At 58.9% G+C, this 19,178-nt stretch carries 17 protein-coding genes and 3 pseudogenes; 2 read left to right on the forward strand and 18 right to left on the reverse strand.

All coding sequences use genetic code 11. The features are described 5' to 3' along the window. Positions 1 to 207: 207 nt before the first annotated feature. From QZH45_RS28660 to QZH45_RS28695, 8 genes are all read right to left on the reverse strand, one after another. Positions 208 to 1,089: an ABC transporter permease subunit gene (locus tag QZH45_RS28660; protein ID WP_024780472.1), complete on the reverse strand. Its 882-nt coding sequence runs from the start codon at positions 1,087 to 1,089 to the stop codon at positions 208 to 210. Then, a complete protein-coding gene (locus QZH45_RS28665; protein WP_053190582.1) occupies positions 1,086 to 2,006 on the reverse strand; it encodes an ABC transporter permease subunit in 921 nt (306 codons plus the stop codon). The genes QZH45_RS28660 and QZH45_RS28665 overlap by 4 nt, the downstream gene beginning before the upstream one ends. Continuing rightward, positions 2,003 to 3,145 (reverse strand): ABC transporter ATP-binding protein, encoded by a 1,143-nt coding sequence (locus QZH45_RS28670; RefSeq protein ID WP_024780474.1) that lies wholly within the window; start codon positions 3,143 to 3,145, stop codon positions 2,003 to 2,005. The genes QZH45_RS28665 and QZH45_RS28670 overlap by 4 nt, the downstream gene beginning before the upstream one ends. A 60-nt stretch (positions 3,146 to 3,205) precedes the next feature. Next, positions 3,206 to 4,303 (reverse strand): polyamine ABC transporter substrate-binding protein, encoded by a 1,098-nt coding sequence (locus tag QZH45_RS28675; RefSeq protein ID WP_024780475.1) that lies wholly within the window; start codon positions 4,301 to 4,303, stop codon positions 3,206 to 3,208. Positions 4,304 to 4,487: 184 nt separating this feature from the next. Further along, the gene (locus QZH45_RS28680) at positions 4,488 to 5,585 is read right to left on the reverse strand and encodes a polyamine ABC transporter substrate-binding protein (RefSeq protein WP_024780476.1); all 1,098 of its coding nucleotides are present in this window, start codon (positions 5,583 to 5,585) and stop codon (positions 4,488 to 4,490) included. A gap of 180 nt (positions 5,586 to 5,765) precedes the next feature. Continuing rightward, positions 5,766 to 7,130, reverse strand: a complete 1,365-nt coding sequence (locus QZH45_RS28685) for an aspartate aminotransferase family protein (RefSeq protein ID WP_024780477.1) — start codon at positions 7,128 to 7,130, stop codon at positions 5,766 to 5,768. A gap of 59 nt (positions 7,131 to 7,189) precedes the next feature. Further along, positions 7,190 to 8,548, reverse strand: coding sequence for a glutamine synthetase family protein (locus tag QZH45_RS28690; protein WP_024780478.1), 1,359 nt, complete (start codon positions 8,546 to 8,548; stop codon positions 7,190 to 7,192). 33 nt (positions 8,549 to 8,581) lie between these two features. After that, positions 8,582 to 8,884 carry a hypothetical protein gene (locus QZH45_RS28695; RefSeq protein WP_147460400.1) on the reverse strand — a complete coding sequence of 101 codons (303 nt, stop codon included), beginning with the start codon at positions 8,882 to 8,884 and terminating at the stop codon, positions 8,582 to 8,584. A gap of 277 nt (positions 8,885 to 9,161) precedes the next feature. Between QZH45_RS28695 and QZH45_RS28700 the strand changes: the two genes are divergently transcribed. Together QZH45_RS28700 and QZH45_RS28705 are read left to right on the forward strand one after the other, a co-directional pair. Then, positions 9,162 to 10,538 carry a glutamine synthetase family protein gene (locus QZH45_RS28700; RefSeq protein WP_024780479.1) on the forward strand — a complete coding sequence of 459 codons (1,377 nt, stop codon included), beginning with the start codon at positions 9,162 to 9,164 and terminating at the stop codon, positions 10,536 to 10,538. A 214-nt stretch (positions 10,539 to 10,752) separates the two neighbouring features. Beyond that, a complete protein-coding gene (locus QZH45_RS28705) occupies positions 10,753 to 11,388 on the forward strand; it encodes a TetR/AcrR family transcriptional regulator (RefSeq protein ID WP_024780480.1) in 636 nt (211 codons plus the stop codon). A gap of 142 nt (positions 11,389 to 11,530) precedes the next feature. Here the strand turns inward: QZH45_RS28705 and QZH45_RS28710 are convergent, their stop codons facing one another. The 10 genes and pseudogenes from QZH45_RS28710 to argA all read right to left on the reverse strand — a co-directional run bounded on the left by QZH45_RS28710 (position 11,531) and on the right by argA (position 19,072). Beyond that, the gene (locus QZH45_RS28710; protein ID WP_231995011.1) at positions 11,531 to 11,764 is read right to left on the reverse strand and encodes a HipA domain-containing protein; all 234 of its coding nucleotides are present in this window, start codon (positions 11,762 to 11,764) and stop codon (positions 11,531 to 11,533) included. Positions 11,765 to 11,818: 54 nt separating this feature from the next. Beyond that, entirely contained in the window at positions 11,819 to 12,091 is a 273-nt protein-coding gene (locus QZH45_RS28715) for a HipA N-terminal domain-containing protein (RefSeq protein WP_024780482.1), read from the reverse strand. Next, complete coding sequence (locus QZH45_RS28720; RefSeq protein WP_053190584.1) at positions 12,091 to 12,408, reverse strand: hypothetical protein; 318 nt, start codon at positions 12,406 to 12,408, stop codon at positions 12,091 to 12,093. The genes QZH45_RS28715 and QZH45_RS28720 overlap by 1 nt, the downstream gene beginning before the upstream one ends. Before the next feature lie 293 nt (positions 12,409 to 12,701). Further along, positions 12,702 to 12,917 (reverse strand): TOBE domain-containing protein, encoded by a 216-nt coding sequence (locus QZH45_RS28725; protein WP_024780485.1) that lies wholly within the window; start codon positions 12,915 to 12,917, stop codon positions 12,702 to 12,704. Positions 12,918 to 12,942: 25 nt separating this feature from the next. Continuing rightward, positions 12,943 to 13,567 (reverse strand): annotated as a pseudogene (locus QZH45_RS28730) (ATP-binding cassette domain-containing protein). Next, positions 13,564 to 14,345 (reverse strand): annotated as a pseudogene (ssuC, locus tag QZH45_RS28735) (aliphatic sulfonate ABC transporter permease SsuC). Before ssuC ends, QZH45_RS28730 begins: the two co-directional pseudogenes overlap by 4 nt. Positions 14,346 to 14,352: 7 nt before the next feature. Continuing rightward, positions 14,353 to 14,793: pseudogene (locus QZH45_RS28740) on the reverse strand (alkanesulfonate monooxygenase); the annotation flags it as partial. A 248-nt stretch (positions 14,794 to 15,041) separates the two neighbouring features. After that, positions 15,042 to 15,680, reverse strand: coding sequence for a peroxiredoxin (locus QZH45_RS28745; protein ID WP_024780487.1), 639 nt, complete (start codon positions 15,678 to 15,680; stop codon positions 15,042 to 15,044). 284 nt (positions 15,681 to 15,964) lie between these two features. Continuing rightward, positions 15,965 to 17,287: an OprD family porin gene (locus QZH45_RS28750; protein WP_024780488.1), complete on the reverse strand. Its 1,323-nt coding sequence runs from the start codon at positions 17,285 to 17,287 to the stop codon at positions 15,965 to 15,967. A 486-nt stretch (positions 17,288 to 17,773) separates the two neighbouring features. Then, positions 17,774 to 19,072 (reverse strand): amino-acid N-acetyltransferase, encoded by a 1,299-nt coding sequence (argA, locus tag QZH45_RS28755; protein WP_024780489.1) that lies wholly within the window; start codon positions 19,070 to 19,072, stop codon positions 17,774 to 17,776. Positions 19,073 to 19,178: the final 106 nt, after the last annotated feature.

Raw genomic sequence — 19,178 nt, forward strand, 5'->3', positions numbered from 1 at the left:
TGGTGAGTCACGGATGTGCGAACAACTATGTGGGAGCGGGCTTGCTCGCGAAGACGGCCTCACAGTCAACCTCTGTGCCCACTGATTCATAGCTTTCGCGAGCAAGCCCGCTCCCACAGTGAATTTGTGGCAGGCCAACGAGCTGTGAGCGACAGAAAACCCTGTGGCGAGAGAGCTTGCTCTCTCGCCACACTGTCACCTTCAGACCTATGCAGCCGCCGCCCGGCGGACTTCCGGCTGCTTCCACGAATCGGCGGCGCTTTCTTCGATGGCTTGCTGGATCGCCCGCTTGCGATTCTCTTCGGCGCGGCGGCTGAAATACCAGACCAGAAAGGTGACCACCGAAACCGCCAGCAGGATCAGGCTGGCCACGGCGTTGATCTCCGGCTTCACGCCCAGTCGCACCGCCGAGAACACTTCCATCGGCAAGGTCGTCGAACCCGGGCCCGACACGAAGCTCGCCAGTACCAGGTCATCCAGGGATAGCGCGAACGACATCATGCCCCCCGCCGCCAGCGACGGCGCAATCATCGGGATAGTGATCAGGATAAACACCTTCCACGGGCGCGCACCGAGGTCCATGGCCGCCTCTTCGATGGACAGGTCCAGCTCACGCAAGCGTGAGGAGACCACCACCGCCACATAGGCTGCGCAGAACGTAGTATGGGCAATCCAGATCGTGACGATGCCACGCTCCTGGGGCCAGCCGATCATCTGCGCCATGGCCACGAACAGCAGCAACAGCGACAGGCCGGTGATCACTTCCGGCATCACCAGCGGCGCGGTGACCAGGCCGCCAAACAGCGTACGTCCCTTGAAGCGGGTGATACGGGTCAGCACGAAGGCCGCCAGTGTACCCAGGGCCACCGCAGCGATTGCCGTATAGCAGGCGATTTCCAGCGAACGCAGCACCGAGCCCATCAACTGGGTGTTATCCAGCAGGCCGACGTACCACTTGATCGACCAGCCGCCCCACACCGTCACCAGCCTCGAGGCGTTGAACGAATAGATCACCAGGATCAGCATCGGCGCATAGATGAACAGCAATCCCAGCACCAGCATCAGGCTTGAAAAACTGAAGCGCTTCATTCCTTGCCCTCCATTTCCTTGGCCTGACTGCGGTTGAACAGGATGATCGGCACAATCAGGATTGCCAGCATCACCACCGCCAGGGCGGACGCCACCGGCCAGTCACGGTTATTGAAGAATTCCTGCCACAGCACTTTACCGATCATCAGGGTTTCCGGGCCGCCCAGCAGTTCCGGGATCACGAACTCGCCCACCACTGGAATGAACACCAGCATGCACCCGGCGATGATGCCGTTCTTGGACAGCGGCACGGTGATTTTCCAGAAGCTGTTGAAGGTACTCGAACCCAGGTCGGAAGCGGCCTCCAGCAGGCTGGGGTCATGTTTGACCAGGTTGGCGTACAACGGCAGGATCATGAACGGCAGATAGGAATAAACCACGCCGATGTAGACCGCCAGGTTGGTGTTGAGTATCTGCAGCGGTTCGTTGATCCAGCCCATGCTCATCAGGAAGCCATTGAGCAGACCGTTGTTGCTGAGAATGCCCATCCACGCGTAGACGCGAATCAGGATCGCGGTCCAGGTCGGCATCATGATCAGCAGTACCAACACCGTCTGCTTATCTTTGCGGGCATTGGCGATGGCATAGGCCATCGGATAACCGATCAGCAGGCACAGCGCGGTGCTGATCAGGGCCATCTTCAACGAGCCCAGGTAAGCGGCGATATACAGCTCGTCCTCGCTGAGCAGCACGTAGTTGGCGAAGTTGAGCAGCAGTTGAAGCTTCTGGTCGACGTAGCTGTAGATCTCGGTGTACGGCGGAATCGCCACGTCGGCTTCAGCGAAGCTGATCTTCAGGACAATGAAGAACGGCAGCATGAAGAACAGGAACAGCCAGAGGAAGGGCACCCCGATGACCAGTTGACGGCCACCGGGCGTTATTCGATCAAGTCGGCGTTTGAATTTGCGCATGTTCATGAGCGAAGCACCACGCCGCTGTCGTCTTCCCACCAGACAAACACCTGATCGCCCCATGTCGGCCGCTGGCCACGGCGCTCGGCGTTGGCGACGAAGGACTGCACCAGCTTGCCGCTCGGCAGCTCGACGTAAAACACCGAGTGCCCGCCCAGGTAGGCGATGTCATGGACCTTGCCGCTGGACCAGTTGTGCTCGCAGGTCGGCTGCTCGACGGTCACCAGCAGTTTTTCCGGGCGAATGGCGTAGGTCACCGACTTGTCCTGCACCGAGGTGCTGATGCCGTGACCCACGTAGATGTTGCGGTCCAGGTCCTTGCAGGTCAGCACCGCGTGGCCTTCAGCGTCGTCTACGACCTCAGTCTCGAAGATGTTGACGTTGCCGATGAACTCGCAGACCAGGCGGCTGGTCGGGGTTTCGTAGATATCGATCGGGCTGCCGATCTGGGCGATCCAGCCCAGATGCATGATCGCGATACGCTCGGCCATGGTCATGGCCTCTTCCTGATCGTGGGTCACCATGACGCACGTCACGCCGACACGCTCGATGATCTCGACCAGCTCAAGCTGCATTTGCGAGCGCAGCTTCTTGTCCAAAGCCCCCATCGGCTCGTCGAGCAGCAACAGCTTCGGACGCTTGGCCAGGGAGCGGGCCAGGGCCACGCGTTGACGCTGGCCGCCGGAGAGCTGGTGCGGCTTGCGCTTGGCGTACTGGCTCATCTGCACCAGCTTGAGCATATCGGCCACGCGGGCATCGATGTCGGCCTTGGGGATCTTGTCCTGTTGCAGGCCGAAGGCGATGTTCTGCGCCACGGTCATGTGCGGGAACAAGGCGTAGGACTGGAACATCATGTTGATCGGCCGCTCATAGGGCGGCATATCGGTGATGTCCTCACCGTCGAGAAAAATACGCCCCTCCGTGGGCCGCTCGAAGCCGGCAAGCATGCGCAGCAAGGTGGATTTGCCCGAACCCGAACCGCCGAGCAAGGCGAAGATTTCGCCTTTCTTGATTTCCAGGGACACATCGTCCACGGCAATCGTCTCGTCGAACTTCTTCGTGACCCGGTCGATTTTGACCAGCACCTGCTTGGGTGTCTGGTCGCCCTCGAGGGCTTTCTTATAGGCGCCGGAGGCAACAGCCATTTACGAAACTCCCACAGAATTTACAGTTCGCCCCGTACGGGCGAACCTTGGTTAGAGCGGTTATTTACCCGACTTGATCCTGGTCCAGCTGCGAGTCATCAGTCGTTGGATCTTGGGCGGCAACTCGGAGTTGACGTAGAGCTTGTCGACAACTGCTTGCGATGGGTAAACCGCTTCGTCGGTACGGACTTTCTGATCCATCAGTTCGCCAGCCTTGGGGTTCGGGTTGGCATAACCGACGGTGTCACTGACCTGGGCGATAACCTCAGGCTTGAGCAGATAGTTGATGAATGCATGGGCTTGCTTGACGTTGGCGGCGTCGCGCGGGATCGCCAGCATGTCGAACCAGAGGTTGCCACCTTCCTTGGGGATCACGTAGGCGATGTCGATACCTTTGTCGGCTTCGCTGGCACGCTCCCGGGCCTGGAAGATGTCGCCGGAGAAACCGGCAGCCACGCAGATCTCGCCATTGGCAAGGTCGGAGATGTACTTGGAGGAGTTGAAGTAAGTCACATAAGGCCGGATCTTGAGGAGCTGGGCCTCAGCCTTCTTGTAGTCCTCGGGGTTTACGCTGTTGGGGTTCAACCCCAGGTAATTGAGCATCGCCGGGATCATCTCGTCACCCGAATCGAGGAACGAGACGCCGCAGCTGGAGAGTTTCTTGATGTTCTCCGGCTCGAACAGCATGGCCCACGAGTCGATCTTGTCGACACCCAGGACCGCCTTGACCTTCTCGACGTTGTAGCCGATACCGTTGGTACCCCACAGGTATGGCACGGCGTATTGGTTGCCCGGGTCGTTACGCTCCAGGCGCTTGAGCAGCACGGGGTCGAGATTGGCATAGTTGGGTAACTGTGCCTTGTCGAGCTTCTGGAAGGCCCCGGCCTTGATCTGCTTGCCGAGGAAGTGGTTGGACGGCACGACCACGTCGTAACCGGTATGACCGGCCAGCAACTTGCCTTCCAGGGTTTCATTGGAATCGAACACGTCGTAGACCGGCTTGATCCCGGTGGCTTTCTCGAAATCCGCCAGGGTGGTCTCGCCGATATAGTCCGACCAGTTATAAATATGCACGGTGGAAGCCGCCTGGACGCCGACTGCGAGCGTCAGGCCTGCACCGACCAGCAAGGCGTTGCGTAACAAAGAAAAGACTGGCACGTGGAGGTCCTCTTAAATAGTCGGGCCCAAGTTGCCCCCGTTGCCTGGCCGCGCTGGGCCCTGCAACAAAACCGGCGCGCAACTTACCCTCGATAAACCGATCCAGCAAAACTTTTAGTTATTTAATTGCTCCTGTTGCCGCCGCCGTGATGACCGCGACAACAGGAAGATGCCTCAGGCCGGTTTATCTACCGGATTTGATCTTGGTCCAGCTGCGGGTCAGAAGCCGCTGGGTGGCCGGCGGCAAGTCGCTGATTGCGTAGAGCTTGGCTTTTACTTCGTCCGACGGATAGATGTTCGGGTCACCGGAGATTTCCTTGTCCACCAACGCCGTGGCAGCCTTGTTGCCGTTCGGGAAGCGCACGTTGTCAGTGATCTCGGCCATGATTTCCGGCTTCATCAGGAAGTTCATGTACTTGTAGGCAGCCTCGACGTTCTCGGCATCCTTTGGAATAGCGACCATGTCGTAGAACGAGCCGGCGCCTTCTTTTGGAATGGCATAGGCCACCTTGACCTTGCCGCCCGCTTCGGCCGCACGGGACTTGGACTGCTCGATATCACCCGAGTAACCCACGGCCACGCAGATGTTGCCGTTGGCCAGATCAGAGATGTACTTGGACGAATGGAAGTAGCTGATCGAAGGACGGATCTTGAGGAACAGGGCCTCTGCGTCAGCCAGTTGTTTCTTGTCCTGGCTGTCGGTCGGGTAACCCAGGTAATGCAATGCCACCGGGATCATTTCGGTCGGCGAATCGAGGAAGCTCACACCGCAGCCCTTGAGCTTGGCAATGTTTTCCGGCTTGAGCAGGGTGTCCCACGAGTCGATCTTGTCGACGCCCAGAGCGGCCTTGACCTTCTCGGGGTTATAGCCGATGCCGATGGTGCCCCACATATAAGGGAAGGCGTGCTGGTTGCCCTTGTCGCTGGCATCGCCCACGGCCTTGAGCAGGTCGGTGTCGAGGTTCTTCCAGTTCGGCAACTTGGACTTGTCCAGTGGCTGGTAGACGCCGGCCTTGATCTGCTTGGCCAGGAAGTTGTTCGACGGGACCACGATGTCATAACCCGACTTGCCGGCCAGCAATTTGGCCTCCAGGGTTTCGTTGCTGTCGAACACGTCGTAGACCACCTTGATCCCCGACTCTTTCTCGAACTTGGCAACCGTGTCCGGTGCGATGTAGTCGGACCAGTTATAGACATGCAGCACTTTATCGTCCGCCTGAACGGCACTCGCCATCACGCCCATCAGGGACATGGCGAGGAGGGTCTTGCCAGCTATCTTCATACCTATTGCCTTCATGGATGATGCTCCAGTTATTCTTTTTAGCCACAGTTCAGCAGCCGGCTCGCGGGCAACCTGAACAACGGTAGTCTGGCAAGTTACAGGGCAGGCTTTCAACACAAGCCCGACCTTTTGTTCAGACTGTGCGAGGCCCTTGGAAGCGCCTCGCACAGAGCCTAGCACTTAGCCTTGCAACGCACTGAGGGTCAGGTCCAGGCACTGCCGTGCCTTGGTCACCAGCTCATCCACCTCGGCCTTGCTGATCACCAGCGGCGGCGCAATGATCATGGTGTCGCCCACGGCACGCATGATCAGCCCGTTATCGAAGCAGAACTGCCGGCAGATCATGCCCACGCCCTTGCCTTCGTAGCGCTGGCGCGTGGCCTTGTCCCGGACCAGTTCGATCGCCCCCAGCAGACCGACACCGCGCACTTCACCCACCAGCGGGTGGTCGTTCAGTTCCCTCAGGCGTTTCTGCAAATAGGGTGCCGTTTCGCTGTGGACCCGCTCGATAATCTTTTCTTCACGCAGGATGCGGATGTTTTCCAGCGCCACCGCAGCGGCCACCGGGTGACCGGAATAGGTGAAACCATGGTTGAAGTCGCCGCCTTCATTGAGCACCTCGACCACATCATCACGCACTATCAGGCCGCCCATGGGGATGTAGCCGGAGGTCAGGCCCTTGGCGATGGTCATCATGTGTGGCTTCAAACCGTAAAAATCGCTACCGAACCACTCACCGGTACGACCGAAACCGCAGATCACTTCGTCAGCCACGAACAGAATGTCGTACTTGGCGAGAATCTCCTTCATGCGTGGCCAGTAGCTGTCCGGCGGGACGATCACGCCGCCTGCGCCCTGGATCGGCTCGGCGATGAAGGCCCCGACGTTGTCAACGCCGATCTCCAGGATCTTCTCTTCCAATTGATTGGCCGCCCACAGCCCGAACTCCTCGGGGCTCATGTTGCCGCCTTCGCCGTACCAGTAAGGCTGGGCGATGTGGACGATGCCCGGAATCGGCAGGTCGCCCTGCTCATGCATATAAGTCATCCCGCCCAGGCTCGCGCCGGCCACGGTGGAACCGTGATAACCGTTCTTGCGGCTGATGATGACTTTCTTGTTCGGCTGCCCCTTGATCGCCCAGTAGTGGCGGACCATGCGCAGCATGGTGTCGTTGCCTTCTGAGCCGGAACCGGTGAAGAACACATGGTTCATGCCTTCAGGGGCAATATCGGCAATGGCTTTGGACAATTCCAGCGCCGGCGGGTGGGCGGTCTGGAAGAACAGGTTGTAGTACGGTAACTCGCGCATCTGCCGGCTGGCGGCATCGGCCAATTCATCGCGCCCATAGCCGACGGCCACGCACCAGAGGCCGGCCATGCCATCGAGAATCTTGTTACCTTCACTGTCCCAGAGATAGACACCCTTGGCGCGAGTGATGATGCGCGGGCCTTTCTCTTTGAGCTGCTTGAAATCGCTGAACGGGGCCAGGTGATGATCGCTGCTCAGGGCCTGCCACTCACGGGTTTGCGGGTTGTTGCGGGTCATGCGAATTCTCCTTTATATCGGTGGGGGCGAGGCTGCCGAAGGCAACCCCACCCGGCGCCTCAGACGGCAAAGAGCAGGAATTCCCGCTCCCACGAACTGATGACGCGCTTGAAGTTTTCATGCTCGGCCCGCTTGACTGCGACATAGCCTGTGATGAATTTCTTGCCCAGGTATTTCTCGATGGTGCTGCTGTTTTCCATTCGCTCCAGGGCGTCTTCGATGGTCAACGGGAGGCGCAGGTTGCGACGCTCGTAACCGCGGCCCACCACAGGTGCGCTCGGGTTGATGCCTTCGACCATGCCGATGAATCCGCACAACAGGCTGGCGGCGATCGCCAGGTACGGGTTGGCGTCGGCACCCGGCAGGCGGTTTTCCACCCGACGGTTCTGCGGTCCGGCATCCGGCACCCGCAGACCCACGGTACGGTTCTCTTCACCCCACTCCACGTTCACCGGCGCTGACGTATCCGGCAGGAAGCGGCGGAACGAGTTGACGTTAGGGGCGAACAGCGGCAGCAGCTCGGGAATGAATTTCTGCAGGCCACCGATGTGGTGCAGGAACAGCTCGCTCATGGTCCCGTCTTCATTGGAGAAGACGTTCTTGCCGGTCTCCTTGTCGATGATGCTCTGGTGCAGGTGCATCGCACTGCCCGGCTCGCCGGTCATGGGCTTGGCCATGAAGGTAGCGGCTACGTTGTGCTTGAGCGCCGCCTCGCGCATGGTGCGCTTGAACACCAGGATCTGATCGGCCAGGGACAGGGCATCGCCGTGACGGAAATTGATTTCCATCTGCGCCGTACCGTCCTCGTGAATCAGGGTATCGAGGTCCAGCTCCTGCAATTCGCACCAGTCGTAGACGTCTTCGAACAGCGGGTCGAATTCGTTGGCCGCCTCAATGGAGAAAGATTGGCGTCCGGTTTCCGGGCGACCGGAACGGCCTACCGGCGGTTGCAGCGGGAAGTCCGGGTCGTCGCTACGCTTGGTCAGGTAGAACTCCATTTCCGGCGCCACGATCGGCTGCCAGCCCTTATCGGCATAGAGTTTGAGCACCTTCTTGAGCACGTTGCGCGGCGACAGCTCGATGGGGTTGCCCTGTTTGTCGTAGGAATCGTGGATCACCTGAGCGGTGGGCTCGATGGCCCAGGGCACGAGGAACACTGCGTTTTCGTCCGGGCGGCACATCATGTCGATGTCGGCAGGGTCGAGCAGTTCGTAATAGATGTCGTCTTCGACATAGTCGCCCGTAACGGTCTGGAGCAGGACGCTCTCGGGCAGGCGCATGCCTTTTTCGGCAATGAACTTGTTGGTCGGTGAGATCTTGCCCCGGGTGATACCGGTCAGATCGCCAATCATGCATTCGACTTCTGTGATCTTATGGTTTTTCAACCAATCGGTGAGCTGGTCGAGGTTGTTACTCATAAATGCCTCTAGGCGTGAGTTTCCTGACTGCGTTCAGTAGCCAGGCGTTGTTTGACGCATCGGCGTCGCATTGTGTTGCCCTTGCCCGACAATCAGCCGGAAAGGTTCTAAAGTTGAAGGAGAGCCGCTAAAGAGAAATTCGTCCAGAGCGTCCAGAATATTGGACGATGATGACGACTGATACGCCGGGAGCGACATCAGCATGGGCAAGCGCTTGGCGGCCGTCGTCGTGGCCGGGGAGCAGATGCCATCACTGATGCGATGAGCATTGCGACGAGCGTGCCAACCGATCTGCTGGAACAGTTGGTGAGGCCGTTGGTACGGCAGGCGAGACATGAAGCACCCCGGTATTATTGCTGTTATGGGTTTGAATCGAGCTTAGCCTTGTTCATTTTTTTACACAACACCCCCGTAAAAAATACAACACGGCCCGCTCAAGCTTGCGGGCGCCAAGTCCCTCAAAGGAAAAAAACGCCCCAAACTGCCTCAAAAAAGCCTCGCAAGTGCTTTTTTAGGGCAAAAAAGGCCCTGCTTGACTTCGGCATGCCGTTCGGGTTGACTGGCTTTCGAAGAGATCAATGATTGATATTTTTAACAACAAAGGTGTTGCATCATGTCGGTACCCCCGCGTGCCGTTCAGCTTAACGAAGCGAACGCGTTCCTTAAGGAACATCCTGAGGTTCTGTACGTTGACCTTCTGATTGCGGATATGAATGGTGTGGTGCGCGGCAAGCGCATCGAACGCACCAGCCTCCACAAGGTTTACGAGAAAGGCATCAACCTGCCGGCCTCCCTGTTTGCCCTGGATATCAATGGCTCGACGGTGGAAAGCACCGGCCTGGGCCTGGACATCGGCGATGCCGATCGGATCTGCTATCCAATCCCGGGCACCCTTTCCAACGAACCCTGGCAGAAGCGCCCTACCGCGCAACTGCTGATGACCATGCACGAACTGGAAGGAGAGCCGTTCTTCGCTGACCCTCGCGAAGTCCTGCGCCAGGTCGTGACCAAGTTCGACGAGCTGGGCCTGACCATCTGCGCGGCATTCGAGCTGGAGTTCTACCTGATCGACCAGGAGAACGTGAATGGACGTCCACAACCGCCCCGTTCACCTATCTCCGGTAAACGCCCGCACTCGACCCAGGTCTACCTGATCGACGACCTGGACGAATACGTCGACTGCCTCCAGGACATCCTGGAAGGTGCCAAGGAGCAGGGCATTCCCGCCGACGCCATTGTCAAGGAAAGTGCCCCGGCGCAGTTCGAGGTGAACCTGCACCATGTGGCCGACCCGATCAAGGCTTGCGACTACGCGGTATTGCTCAAGCGCCTGATCAAGAACATCGCCTACGACCATGAAATGGACACCACCTTCATGGCCAAGCCGTATCCGGGCCAGGCAGGCAACGGTCTGCACGTTCACATTTCGATTCTGGACAAGGATGGCAAGAATATCTTTGCCAGCGAGGATCCCGAGCAGAACGCCGCGCTGCGTCACGCGATCGGCGGTGTGCTCGAGACCCTGCCCGCGCAGATGGCGTTCCTCTGCCCGAACGTGAACTCCTACCGTCGTTTCGGCGCGCAGTTCTATGTGCCGAACTCGCCGACCTGGGGCCTGGACAACCGCACCGTGGCCCTGCGCGTGCCCACCGGCTCCGCCGACGCCGTACGCCTGGAACACCGCGTGGCGGGTGCCGATGCCAACCCATATCTGCTGATGGCCGCCGTGCTGGCGGGCGTGCATCATGGCTTGGTCAACAAGATCGAGCCGGGCGCACCGGTGGAAGGCAACAGCTACGAGCAGAACGAGCAAAGCCTGCCGAACAACCTGCGCGATGCCCTGCGCGAGCTGGACGACAGCGAAGTCATGGCCAAGTACATCGATCCGAAGTACATCGATATCTTCGTGGCCTGCAAGGAAAGCGAGCTGGAAGAGTTCGAGCACTCCATCTCCGACCTTGAGTACAACTGGTACCTGCATACCGTTTAAGCGGTTGCAGTAATGAGAAACGCCGCCGCCCTCAGGGCCGCGGCGTTTTTTATGGCCATTGTGGCGAGGGGATTTATCCCCGCTGGGCTGCGCAGCGGCCCCAGAAAAGAAGGGCCGCTTCGCGCCCCAGCGGGGATAAATCCCCTCGCCACAAAAGCGTATGGATCATCGGCCTGCTCTGCGTACAATGCGCGCAGCCCTGCAGGAGAGCCCCATGACACGCACCGCCACCCCTCGCAAACCTCGCGCACGCAGCCAGGCCCGGATCGACTCGATCCTCGATGCCGCCCGCACGCTGCTGGCGGCGGAAGGCGTGGCCAGCCTGTCGATCTACAGCGTGGCCGAGCGCGCCGACATCCCGCCCTCCTCCGTGTATCACTTTTTCGCCAGCGTTCCAGCCCTGCTCGAAGCGCTCACTGCTGACGTCCACGCCGCCTTCCGCGCCTGCCTCCAGGCACCGATCGATCACGACGCGCTGCACCATTGGCACGATCTGTCGCGGTTGGTGGAACAGCGCATGCTGACGATCTACGATCAGGACGCCGCCGCCCGCCAGTTGATCCTGGCCCAGCATGGGCTGACCGAAGTCACCCAGGCCGACCGCCAGCACGACCTCGAACTCAGTGATCTGATGCACAAAGTCTTCTCCCGGCATTTCGAACTGCCGACACTGCCCAATGACGTCGACGTCTTCGCCCTCGCCATGGAGCTGGGCGACCGGGTCTACGCCCGCTCGGTGCAACAACACGGCCAGATCACCCCGCGCATGGCCGAAGAAGGCATGCGAGTGTTCGATGCGTACCTGGGGTTGTACCTGCCGCCGTACCTGCCCAAGCGCGAAGTGGTCTGATCTCAGACTTTCATACGCATGGCGCCCATTGCGCCTAGAGCGAGATCCAGCTCGGCGCCATTCAGGTGGCAACCGTAATGGGCGCCAAGCTCATCTTCCCACCCGATCACTTCGTCCAGGACATTGGCTGCCTGCTCGGGCGTCAGGCGAAGTGCTTACAGTGGCTGAGCAGGTTTTCGCGGGTGATGGCTCGTCCACTCCGACCGACCGCCATCGAAAGATAGGGCGGCGAAGAACCATCGAGTCCTGGCACCACGTCGTACATCGGCGCCAACCGCCATCGCCCTTCGAGCCAAAGGATTGCATGGTTTTTCGGATGATCGTCGTCATTGCCAACCAACGCGTTAAAACACATGCGCTTGAATAGCTCACGCAAGTCGTCATCCGGAACGCCCCGTCGCTTCATTTCATTCGAAATACCCGACAGGGCTCAGATCCGTTCGATGAAGGTCCCGCAAAACGCGCTCCCCCAACTATCAGGCATTGCATCGTTGATGAAACCCGGTACGCCACGGTTAGCGGTGATGCCAACAAAGGGTTGGACACGAAGTGGATAACGGATCGGGTCAGGTACCCAGACATGGCCGGCGACATAATCGGGGTCGTAAATAAACTCCCCTTGACCATTGTCGATGCTCAACCGGCCCAGTGTATGAACCTCTCCAGTTTCGGGATCTTCCACATAGATGTAAGCCCTGGACATCAAAAGTCCCCCTTGCCACCGGCCAGCCGCACGCGGGCTTTGTGTGGTGCTTGAACGGACGCAAGGGATGAGGCTTCGATTTGCTGGCGGCTCTGAAACACTTCCTGGGTCAACCCCAATTGCCACAGAACCAGCATGAATGATCGCAATTCCACGGACGGGTCACCGGCCTCAATCTTGCGTACCGTCCTTTCCGAAACGGCCAATGACGCGGCGAGATCTTTTTGTCGCTGTCGGTTTTGCAGGCGCCTGCTTTTTACCAATACTCCAATGGCGTGGAGGCTGTCGGCACAGTCAATAGGGAAAAACTCATTCATAAACGGCGCTCAGAGGCTGCTAAGGCATGCTAAAGCGAACTATAGCACCGCTTAAATGCAATAGACGTTAAAGAAGCTCAGGGATTAACATCCTTATAAGTCTCTTTACCCAATATAAAGTGCATTTAAATACCTTTTATAATCATTCCTACGCTCTGCCTGGGAACGGAGCCAGAGACGCTCCGAGCCCCAAAGACTCGAACACAGAGTGTCCGTAGGGGCACTCCCAAACCAGAGCGTGGGAGCGAGCCCCAAAAGGCCAACGCCGTTCGGGGCATCGGGTGATGCACCGCTCACAATTTGGCGATAGACACCTCAGTGGATTTGACGAAGGCGATCACTTCGCTGCCGATCGCCAGTTCCAGCTCTTTGACCGAACGGGTGGTGATGACCGAGGTGACGATGCCGGAGGCGGTCTGGACGTCGATTTCCGAGAGTACGTCGCCTTCGACGATTTCCTTGATGATGCCTTTGAACTGGTTACGCACGTTGATGGCTTTGATGGTCATGGTGTCGATTCCTATCTGGGTGGTGTTATTGCGCCCAACGCAGTTGCGTGGGCAAGGGTGAAACGGGTTCGGGTTCCGGCGGTTGGCCGGGCAGGGACAGCACGCGGTTGAGGACTTCGGTCTCCAGGGTCGCCAGGCGATGGGAGCCGCGAACCCGCGGGCGTGGCAGGTCGATGGGCAAGTCGAGACCGATCCGGCCGTCTTCGATCAGGATCACCCGGTCGGCGATTGCCACCGCTTCGCTGACGTCGTGGGTCACCAGCAGCACGGTCGGCCAGACCGACGGCGTCCAGCGCCTGTAACGCCTGGACTCGCCAGTTGCCTTTGAGCCCCAGGCCGACGTTGTCGATGACCTTTTTCCAAGGCAACAGGCGCGCTTCCTGGAACATCAAGCGGGTGTCCTGTTGCGCAGCGCTCAACGGCGCCGAGCCTGCCAGCAGTTGACCATCCGAGGGCTGATCTAGACCGGCCAACAAACGCAACAAGGTGCTTTTACCGCAGCCGCTGCGACCGACCACTGCCACGAATTGTCCGGCCGGAATGTGCAGGTCGATGTCCCGCAGCACTTGGCGCGAGCCGAAGGTTCTCTGCAGTTTGCGCACCGCCAGCGGAATGCCTCGCAACAGGCGCGGGAGTTGTTGGGCGGTCATGGGGCATTCCCCTTGTTCACCTGATACGCCGGATGCCAGCGTAGCCAGACTCGCTCAAGCCCGCGGGCCGCAAGGTCGGCCAGCTTGCCGAGTACGGCGTACAACAGAATCGCCACACCACCACGTCAGTCTGCAGGAACTCCCGGGCGTTCATCGCCAGGTAGCCGATGCCGGAGCTGGCGGAGATGGTTTCCGCAACGATGAGCGTCAACCACATGAAACCCAACGCAGACCGTACCCCCACCAGGATCGAAGGCAACGCGCCGGGCAGGATCACCTGGCGAAACAGACTGAAGCCGGACAGACCGTAGCTGCGGGACATTTCCACAAGCGCCGGATCGACATTGCGGATGCCGTGGTAGGTGTTGAGGTAGATCGGAAACAGCGTGCCAAGCGCCACCAGGAAAATCTTCGCCGACTCATCGATGCCGAACCACAAGATCACCAACGGAATCAACGCCAGGTGCGGCACGTTTCGCACCATCTGCACCGAACTGTCCAGCAAGCGCTCACCCCATTTCGACAGACCGGTGATAAAGCCCAGCACCAGCCCGATACTCCCGCCGAGCAGGAAACCAACCGTCGCCCGCCAACCGCTGATCGCCAGGTGGGTCCAGATCTCCCCGCTGCGCACCAGATTGACCCCGGCCTCGATCACGGCCACCGGAGCAGGCAGGATTCGCGTGGACAACCATCCCGCCGATACCGACAGTTGCCACACGGCCAGCAACAGCAGCGGCAGTGCCCAGGGTGTCAGGTTGTGGATAAGTTTCTTCATGGCCGCCTCAGCTCTGGGATGCGGCTTTGGGGAGGATGTCATAGGCGACCATTTCCCCGAACGGGCTCACATAGCCCTGGCTTTTCGGCTGCTCCGGGCGCTCCACGTCCAGGTGTGGAAACAACAGCTCCGCCACGCGATACGACTCTTCGAGGTGTGGATAACCGGAGAAAATAAAGGTGTCGATCCCTAGTTCAGCGTATTCCTTGACCCGCGCCGCCACCGTCGGGCCATCGCCCACCAGCGCTGTACCGGCACCGCCACGCACCAGCCCGACGCCGGCCCAGAGGTTGGGGCTGACTTCCAGCTTGTCACGCCGCCCCCCATGCAGCGCGGCCATGCGTTGCTGGCCCACCGAGTCGAAGCGCGCCAGGGAAGCCTGAGCGCGGGCGATGGTGTCGTCGTCCAGATGGGAGATCAACCGATTGGCGGCCTGCCAAGCTCGCTGGATGGGTCAAACCATAGCAGGGGCCTTTATATATCCATAAATCATATTTATTCATTTATTTATTCAATATAGAAATATGCAGGCATTTCTTTTTCAAAGCATAAAAAAGGCCGTCGAAACGGCAAAAACCCTTGGTGCATGGAGAACCTGTGGGAGCGAGCCTGCTCGCGATAGCGGCGTGTCAGTCAGCATGAATATGGCTGATCTATGGCTATCGCGAGCAGGCTCGCTCCCACAAAGGTTTTGCGTCAGCGATTAGGCTGCGGAGTAAGGCGCAAGTACGGCTTCACCGCACGATATCCTTTGGGGAAACGCTGTTTGAGTTCTTCTTCATCCTTGAGCGACGGCACGATCACTACCTCATCACCGTCCTGCCAGTTGGCCGGCGTGGCAACCTTATAGTTGTCGGTCAACTGCAAGGAATCGATCACCCGCAGGATTTCATTGAAGTTGCGCCCGGTGCTGGCCGGATAGGTAATGGTCAGGCGAATCTTCTTGTTCGGGTCGATCACGAACAGTGAACGCACGGTCAAGGTATCGCTGGCATTGGGGTGGATCAGGTCGTACAGGTCCGACACCTTGCGATCGGCGTCAGCCAGGATCGGGAAGTTGACGACGGTATTCTGGGTTTCGTTGATGTCGTCGATCCATTTGTGGTGCGAGTCCACCGGGTCGACCGAGAGAGCAATGGCCTTGACGCCGCGCTTGGCGAATTCATCCTTGAGCTTGGCGGTGAGGCCCAGCTCGGTGGTGCAGACCGGCGTAAAGTCCGCCGGGTGAGAAAACAGCACACCCCAGCTGTTGCCGAGCCACTCGTGGAAGCGGATTTTGCCGGCGCTGGATTCCTGTTCGAAGTCGGGGGCGATGTCGCCCAGTCTGAGGCTCATGGTACGGCTCCTGGATGAGATCTTGTGGAGCCTGACTGTGCCTCGGTTGTGGCGGTTTTAAAAAGAATGAATATCGATCTCTCTAGATTTTTTGTGAATATAAAAAACTGTTCACTGGCCCAGACGTACCTATGAGTCCAACATCTTCGACGAGGTTTCGAGAAGGCCTCGAGTTGCTGTAAAGAGGAGAAACTTCGAGAAAGGCTTCAGGGGTGGGCCTGACCCGAAAACGCAAAAGCCCCGCCCGGCGTGTGCCGGGCGGGGCTTTTTTATAGCTCTACGTCTTACATGAAGTTGTAAGTGTAGTTGAAGATCAGACGGGTCTGGTCCTGGCTGTCGCCAGCACCGCTGCTGCGGTAGGTACCCTGACGCAGGGTAGTGCCGAAGCCTTTCAAAGCGCCTTGCTGGATGACGTAATCCACACGCATGTCGCGTTCCCACTCGGAGTAATCGCTTCCGCCAGCAGTGGCGGATTTGACATCGTCACCACGCAGGTAGGAAACCGAGGCTTTCAGGCCTGGAACGCCCAAGGAAGCGAAGTCGTAGGAGTATTGACCGAAGCTGGTATTTTCACCGGCACGGACAAACCCGTTGATCATGCTGTCGGTGAACAGGTAGAAGCTCGCGCCACCCGCACCTTCGGGACGACCGTCGCCGTTAACCACGTTGCCCTGGTTCAGGTAGACGAAGCCACCGTCATCACCGACTTGCTGGTGACCCAACAGGAAGGCGCTGCCACCCAGTGTGTAGGTGAACATGGCGCTCCAGGTCTTGTTATCGACCTCGCCCGAGTGCTTGGCATAGCCACCGTTGTTGTTGAACTGATAACCGGCATCGCCATTACGGCCATCCGAGCTGCTGTCGAAGTAGCGCAGGTCGGTCTTGAACGATTGGCCTTCGCTGATCGGGAAAACGTGCACCGCACCCAGGAAGTGCTGCTTGTAGTAATCCTGCAGGTTGGCGTAGTAGTACTGCAGGGTCAGGTCTTTGGTGACCTTCCAGTCAGCACCGGCAAAGCGGAACTGGTTACTGTCCTCGGTACCACCGGCCACTGCCAGGCCAGTGCTGTTGCTCGATGCACGGCCAGTGGCGTGCTCCAGCTGACCGGCATTGAAGGTCACATTGTCGATTTCCTTGGAGGTGATGGTGCCACCTTCAAAGGTCTGCGGCAGCAGACGGGAATCGTTGGCGACCAGGATCGGCAGGTTCGGTGCCAGTGCACCACCTACGTGAGCCTCGGTCTTGGAGAACAGCGCCTTGACGTTGCCCGACAAACGGCTCCAGTCATGTACTGCCGCACCATCGGTATCGCTTGGCATAAAGGAGCCGGCGTTACGGCCCCTTCCACCATCGAGACGAATACCCACCAGCGCCTGAGCATCGATACCGAAACCCACTACACCTTGCGTGAAACCAGACTTGTAGTCGAACTTGAGGCCGGTGCCCGTTTCGCGCAGGTCTTCTTTGCCTGTTTCATGGTTATCGTTATTGAAGTACAGCGTACGAGAACTGACGGACGCCTTGCTGTCTTCGATAAAACCGGCGGCGCCTGCCTGCTGCGCCAGAACCCCAACGGCCACAGCCAGGGCCAAGGTGGACTTGTTCATGCTTCGCTCCTCTCGTTTTCTAATTCTTGTGTTTCTTTGGTTCTGGATCGAACGTCCGGAATCCGCGGATGCGCGATTAGCGCCAGACCGTGACCGACAAGTCAATCGTAACCATTTATGACTACGACCAAGGTCTAACCCCACGACACCGGGCGGGAGAATAATGGATTATTCATAAGTCCAAAAAGAATTGTTTCATAAGTTTTCAGTCGATTTGGACATATAGGTGCCAGCAATGCTTCTTCACCGCAGACCTGGCATATCGGCCAGCCTTGCGGATTACTGAATGGCTATTTTTTGTGCAGTTTTCAGGACAAAGAACGTAAATGTCGAGGCTCGCCATGCAAGCCTCGATGGCTCTGTCTCAGTGCGTCCGGAGCAGCATAGACCACAATCGTGAAGGTTTTGAGACAGACACTTCATTGTCTGAAATCAAAAAGAGTGCAACCTGTCGCACATAGCGGGGTTCACAGAGGGTTACCGGATCTACAGGGCTTTCTCGAAGATCTTCGAATTGCGTTGATAGTTGTACAGCGAAGCCCGAGCCGCCGGCAGACGTTCAACGCTGCTCGGTTCGAAGCCCCGTTCGCGGAACCAGTGGGCGGTACGGGTGGTGAGGACGAACAGGGTCTTGAGTCCCTTGGCGCGGGCACGGGCCTCGATCCGCTCCAGCAACTCGTCGCCCCGTCCACCGTGGCGGTACTCAGGATTCACCGCCAGGCAGGCCAGCTCCCCGGCGTCCGAATCGGCGATCTGGTAGAGCGCCGCACAAGCGATGATCATGCCCTCGCGCTCGACCACGCTGAACTGTTCGATTTCCCGCTCCAGCACTTCGCGGGAGCGACGCACCAGGATGCCCTGCTCCTCCAGTGGGCTGATCAGGTCCAGCAAGCCACCGACGTCTTCGATGGCCGCTTCGCGCACCACCTCGAATTGCTCTTGAGCGACCAACGTACCGCTGCCATCGCGAGTGAACAGCTCGGCCAGCAGCGCACCGTCTTCGACGTAGCTGACAATGTGGCTGCGAGCGACGCCACCACGGCAGGCCTGGGCTGCAGCATCCAACAGTTCGGCCTGATAGTCGCTGCCCAGGCGTTGCATATGGGACGGGACCTGCTGTGGGCGCAACTCGCGCACCAGACGCCCGTCCTCGCCGATCAAACCCTGCTCGGCACCGAACAGCAACAGCTTGTCGGCCGCCAGGTCAATGGCGGCCCGGGTTGCGACATCTTCACAGGCGAGGTTGAAGATTTCTCCGGTAGGCGAATAGCCCAACGGCGACAGGAGGACAATGGAGCGCTCATCCAGCAGGCGATTGATACCCTTGCGGTCGACCCGGCGCACTTCGCCGGTATGGTGATAGTCCACGCCTTCCAGCACGCCGATGGGCCTTGCGGTGACCAGGTTGCCGCTGGCGACCCGCAACCGCGAGCCCTGCATCGGCGAAGAAGCCATGTCCATCGACAGGCGGGCCTCGATTGCAATGCGCAACTGGCCAACCGCATCGATCACGCATTCCAGGGTCGCGGCATCGGTGATGCGCATGCCGTGGTGATAGTGCGGGGTCAGTCCCCGCGCGGCGAGGCGGGTTTCGATCTGAGGACGCGAACCATGGACCAGCACCAGCCGCACACCGAGACTGTGCAGCAGCACCAGGTCATGGACGATGTTGCCGAAATTGGGGTGTTCTACTCCGTCGCCGGGCAGCATGACGATGAAGGTGCAGTCGCGGTGGGCATTGATATAGGGCGAAGCGTGACGAAGCCAATTGACGTATTCGGGCATGAACCTGGACCTGTAATAAATAACAGCCGAAAAAAGACGAAACGGACGCACAGCAGGCTGATGGTTATCGTCGGAACAGGCTTGGCGACACGCGCGCTCTCCTTAT

Origin of the sequence: Pseudomonas corrugata (genome assembly GCF_050920615.1) — a bacterium.
Taxonomy (GTDB): Bacteria; Pseudomonadota; Gammaproteobacteria; order Pseudomonadales; family Pseudomonadaceae; genus Aquipseudomonas; species Aquipseudomonas corrugata.

Excerpts from the sequence above, each read along its gene's own strand:
- QZH45_RS28660 (WP_024780472.1), bottom strand. The coding sequence starts at position 1,089 with ATGAAGCGCTTCAGTTTTTCAAGCCTGATGCTGGTGCTGGGATTGCTG.
- QZH45_RS28665 (WP_053190582.1), bottom strand. The coding sequence starts at position 2,006 with ATGAACATGCGCAAATTCAAACGCCGACTTGATCGAATAACGCCCGGT.
- QZH45_RS28670 (WP_024780474.1), bottom strand. The coding sequence starts at position 3,145 with ATGGCTGTTGCCTCCGGCGCCTATAAGAAAGCCCTCGAGGGCGACCAG.
- QZH45_RS28680 (WP_024780476.1), bottom strand. The coding sequence starts at position 5,585 with ATGAAGATAGCTGGCAAGACCCTCCTCGCCATGTCCCTGATGGGCGTG.
- QZH45_RS28685 (WP_024780477.1), bottom strand. The coding sequence starts at position 7,130 with ATGACCCGCAACAACCCGCAAACCCGTGAGTGGCAGGCCCTGAGCAGC.
- QZH45_RS28690 (WP_024780478.1), bottom strand. The coding sequence starts at position 8,548 with ATGAGTAACAACCTCGACCAGCTCACCGATTGGTTGAAAAACCATAAG.
- QZH45_RS28695 (WP_147460400.1), bottom strand. The coding sequence starts at position 8,884 with ATGTCTCGCCTGCCGTACCAACGGCCTCACCAACTGTTCCAGCAGATC.
- QZH45_RS28700 (WP_024780479.1), top strand. The coding sequence starts at position 9,162 with ATGTCGGTACCCCCGCGTGCCGTTCAGCTTAACGAAGCGAACGCGTTC.
- QZH45_RS28705 (WP_024780480.1), top strand. The coding sequence starts at position 10,753 with ATGACACGCACCGCCACCCCTCGCAAACCTCGCGCACGCAGCCAGGCC.
- QZH45_RS28715 (WP_024780482.1), bottom strand. The coding sequence starts at position 12,091 with ATGTCCAGGGCTTACATCTATGTGGAAGATCCCGAAACTGGAGAGGTT.
- QZH45_RS28720 (WP_053190584.1), bottom strand. The coding sequence starts at position 12,408 with ATGAATGAGTTTTTCCCTATTGACTGTGCCGACAGCCTCCACGCCATT.
- QZH45_RS28725 (WP_024780485.1), bottom strand. The coding sequence starts at position 12,917 with ATGACCATCAAAGCCATCAACGTGCGTAACCAGTTCAAAGGCATCATC.
- QZH45_RS28745 (WP_024780487.1), bottom strand. The coding sequence starts at position 15,680 with ATGAGCCTCAGACTGGGCGACATCGCCCCCGACTTCGAACAGGAATCC.
- QZH45_RS28750 (WP_024780488.1), bottom strand. The coding sequence starts at position 17,287 with ATGAACAAGTCCACCTTGGCCCTGGCTGTGGCCGTTGGGGTTCTGGCG.
- argA (WP_024780489.1), bottom strand. The coding sequence starts at position 19,072 with ATGCCCGAATACGTCAATTGGCTTCGTCACGCTTCGCCCTATATCAAT.